The following is a 3,435-nucleotide window of genomic DNA, read 5'->3' on the forward strand; positions in this document are numbered from 1 at the left end:
GCTTCTGCATAAAGTCCTCGTCTTTGTTCTAATAATAATTCCAGTTTACTTTCTAAATCAGTGGACTGAAGCAAGGGACGAGAGGTATCTTTTTTTAAACGTTTAACCAAGACTTCGAGAGGAACATCTAACCAAATCATTAAACCGTGACGAAGATAACTCCAATTCATCGGTTTTAAAACCATCCCTCCCCCGGTGGCAATCACAGTTTTAGTCAGAGAGGATAATTCGGCTAAAACTTGGGTTTCTAACTCCCGAAAAGTCGCTTCTCCCTCGTCGGCAAAAATTTCCCTGATTTTCTTTCCCGCGACCCTTTCTATTAATATATCTGTATCAAAAAAACGATATTGTAACCGTCGGGAAAGCAACTCTCCCAGGGTGGATTTGCCGGCCCCCATCATTCCTAGCAAAAAAACACTTAATCCCCGTAAGGAGTTAAAATCCGTTGAATTGTCCATATGTAGTCCTCGCTACTCAGGGATGATTTTTTGATAAGCATTTAGGAGTAAAAACCCGCAGATGGAATCAGAAAATCTTCTCAGAACTCCCATTGACACCGACATCGTGTCAGAATGCTGGATAACCATGATACCATCTTGGTAGTTAATGGACGAAATCAGCTTGATTAATCTAATCAAGTGGTGTGAGGAGTGTGAACACAGGAGTCTAAAATTCATGTCCAATCAACCAGCAAACTTTCCGGGTAACAGAAATCAACTCAAACCGATTAAAGTCGGGGTTATCGGGGTCGGTAACATGGGACAACACCATAGTCGCATCCTGAGTTTATTAAAAGACGTGGAATTCGTCGGGGTGGCCGATGTCAACGTCGAAAAGGGACTGGAAACTGCCAGTAAATACCGAGTCCGTTTTTTTGAAAATTATTTAGATCTCTTACCTAGGGTAGATGCGGTTTGTATCGCTGTCCCCACGCGGTTACACCATCGAGTCGGGATGGACTGTCTGCAAGGGGGAGTACATACCTTGATCGAGAAACCGATCGCCGCTAGTATTAGTGAAGCGGAATCTTTAGTCAATGCGGCAGCCGATCATGATTGTATTCTGCAAGTGGGTCATATCGAGCGTTTTAATCCCGCTTTCCAAGAGTTATCGAAGGTCTTGAAAACCGAGGAAATTTTAGCGATTGAATCCCATCGCATGAGTCCCTATTCCCAACGCGCTAATGATGTGTCGGTGGTGTTAGATTTAATGATCCACGATATAGATTTAATTTTAGAATTAGTCTCCGCTCCCGTGGTGAAATTAACCGCTAGTGGTAGTCGCGCTGCCACTGATTCCGGTTATCTCGATTATGTCACTGCAACCCTTGGTTTTAGTAATGGAGTAGTGGCTAATTTAACCGCTAGTAAGGTGACTCATCGCAAGATTCGCCGTTTAGCGGCCCACTGCAAAAATTCTCTCACGGAAGCGGATTTTCTCAACAATGAAATCCTCATTCACCGGCAAACCACCGCTAACTATAGCACCGATTACGGTCAAGTTCTCTACCGTCAAGATGGTTTAATTGAAAAAGTTTATACCAGCAATATTGAACCCCTACACGCGGAATTAGAACATTTTGTTCATTGTGTGCGCGGTGGGGACCAACCTTCTGTCGGTGGGGAACAAGCTTTAAAAGCTTTACGATTAGCTAGTTTAATCGAACAAATTGCCCTTGATGGTCGCGTTTGGCAACAATCGGACTGGAATTATCAATATCTTAATTCTCCCGTGATTACTGCTTCTTAATTGTTTTCACCCCGATTCTTTAAATGAGAGAATTGGGGTGAGGAACCAAAGTTAGTTATCTGGAAAACTTTCCAAACATTTTTCTGAGGATTTTTTTCCACACCATTGACTTTCACAGGGAACTCCATCACCGTCTCCATCCATTTTGACATTGGGGCAATTTTTCAAGAAAAAAGTCGCTTCTGCACAGGAGGTCATCTGGGAACAGTGAGTTCTACCATCGCACCGAAACTGTGGAGAAGGACTAGGTTTTTTCTGGGGAGTGGGACGATTATTGTTGTTAGCTACGGCTAAATTATTGAGGGTTTGATTGCCAGAAATTGGTGATTTTATTGATATTTGTTCGCTCAGAAAACCCAGAATTAAAATAACAAGTACTTTTTTCATAAAATGCTTGACTGATTCTCTGCTCTTATCATAGTACCAAATAGGATACAGGATAATAAATCAGAGTTATTCCCAGGTAAACGTTTGGGGGGGGTCAAGCAGCCAGTGGCACTGACTCTTCCGATTATTTGTTAGTATATGCAGAAAAACACCATGAAAATTAGCCCTAACGGACAAATCACTATTCCCCCTGATATTCAAGAAAAGCTTGGGTTGTTACCCGGTACAGAAATCCAGCTGGAAGTGATTGGGGATATCTTGCAAATTCGCAAGCCTAGAACCCTCAGCCGGGGAAAGCAACTGATTGCCGCTATCCGTGGCAAAGCAACTAGCCGTCTAACAACCAACGACATCATGCAAGCGACCCGTGATACTAAATCTGGTTATTAAAGACTGATTATTTATTACCCCTTTTGCCTCTTGCCTCTTGCATGAGTGCCTGTCTTCATAAGTAGCCTATACTCAACAGATTTAGTATAACAGGTTCTCTAATGACTCTAATAACTAAATCAGGCTTGAGTCTTCTTAGTTGAGTCCCATAGAGAGGATCAACATTTTCATCTAAGAGATATTTCAGACTCATTTACTTGTTTGACTGCTTTTCTTTGTTGCCTTAACTTTCTCAATTTTTCCGCCACAGGAGGAGGATTTTGTTTTTGTATTTCTCTCATTCTTTCTCCATGTTCAATCCATTCGGTTAAATAATTGGTTATTTTTTCTTGCTCATGCAAATAGTACAGAATTGTTGCATAAACTTGTTCTAAGCTCAAAGATGAGTAAGTTTTGGCAATTTCTTCAGGTGTTTTAAGTAGGGAGGCACAATTATTTGTAGGATGGGTTAGCGGTAGCGTAACCCATGCGGGCGTTGGGTTTCATGCTTCAACCCAACCTACGTTCTTATCATAGTACCAGATAGGAGACAGGGTGCATCCCACATTTGCAGAAATACCGACAATCAGCAATTATCAGTGACTCTTAAATTAGTACAAAAATATGAACAATCGCGTGTAAGCATCCCACTGAAAAGCTAATGCGCTCCGGGGTTTGGGGGCGGCACCACGCCCCCAACGGGGTAGGGTTGATTCATGAATCAACCCTACCTTGAATCAACCCTACGCTCCCAACGGTAGGGTTGGGGGGTAGAACCCCCCAAAAGCTTGGAGGCTCTTCGGTTTGTGTTATGCAATGGACGGGGATTATAAGGGATGGAACCCTTATATAGAAAGGCATTTAGCGATTTTTGTCAATTGTTTTTTTTCTAGTGCGAACTAATCAATTAAGTCTCTTGCCAGATAATGA

At 42.3% G+C, this 3,435-nt stretch carries 5 protein-coding genes; 2 read left to right on the forward strand and 3 right to left on the reverse strand.

The window, feature by feature from the left end; all coding sequences use genetic code 11:
• Nucleotides 1-458: shikimate kinase (locus tag PX482_RS19360; protein ID WP_288122874.1), on the reverse strand; the 458-nt coding region annotated here is incomplete at its 3' end.
• A gap of 217 nt (nucleotides 459-675) precedes the next feature.
• Between PX482_RS19360 and PX482_RS19365 the strand changes: the two genes are divergently transcribed.
• The gene (locus PX482_RS19365) at nucleotides 676-1,749 is read left to right on the forward strand and encodes a Gfo/Idh/MocA family protein (RefSeq protein ID WP_052277637.1); all 1,074 of its coding nucleotides are present in this window, start codon (nucleotides 676-678) and stop codon (nucleotides 1,747-1,749) included.
• A 51-nt stretch (nucleotides 1,750-1,800) separates the two neighbouring features.
• Here PX482_RS19365 and PX482_RS19370 read toward each other — a convergent pair whose 3' ends face one another.
• The gene (locus PX482_RS19370) at nucleotides 1,801-2,136 is read right to left on the reverse strand and encodes an excalibur calcium-binding domain-containing protein (RefSeq protein ID WP_288122876.1); all 336 of its coding nucleotides are present in this window, start codon (nucleotides 2,134-2,136) and stop codon (nucleotides 1,801-1,803) included.
• Nucleotides 2,137-2,274: 138 nt separating this feature from the next.
• Here PX482_RS19370 and PX482_RS19375 point away from each other — a divergent pair, with 138 nt between their 5' ends.
• A complete protein-coding gene (locus PX482_RS19375) occupies nucleotides 2,275-2,526 on the forward strand; it encodes an AbrB/MazE/SpoVT family DNA-binding domain-containing protein (RefSeq protein ID WP_004266827.1) in 252 nt (83 codons plus the stop codon).
• Nucleotides 2,527-2,693: 167 nt separating this feature from the next.
• Here the strand turns inward: PX482_RS19375 and PX482_RS19380 are convergent, their stop codons facing one another.
• Nucleotides 2,694-2,906, reverse strand: coding sequence for a hypothetical protein (locus PX482_RS19380; RefSeq protein WP_002766476.1), 213 nt, complete (start codon nucleotides 2,904-2,906; stop codon nucleotides 2,694-2,696).
• Nucleotides 2,907-3,435: the final 529 nt, after the last annotated feature.

This window comes from Microcystis sp. M53602_WE12 (assembly GCF_030065455.1).
In the GTDB taxonomy this organism is placed as follows: Bacteria; Cyanobacteriota; Cyanobacteriia; order Cyanobacteriales; family Microcystaceae; genus Microcystis; species Microcystis aeruginosa.

Bases quoted from the DNA above. Each gene is read 5' to 3' on its own strand.
- PX482_RS19375 (WP_004266827.1), top strand. From the start codon at position 2,275: ATGCAGAAAAACACCATGAAAATTAGCCCTAACGGACAAATCACTATT.
- PX482_RS19365 (WP_052277637.1), top strand. From the start codon at position 676: ATGTCCAATCAACCAGCAAACTTTCCGGGTAACAGAAATCAACTCAAA.
- PX482_RS19370 (WP_288122876.1), bottom strand. From the start codon at position 2,136: ATGAAAAAAGTACTTGTTATTTTAATTCTGGGTTTTCTGAGCGAACAA.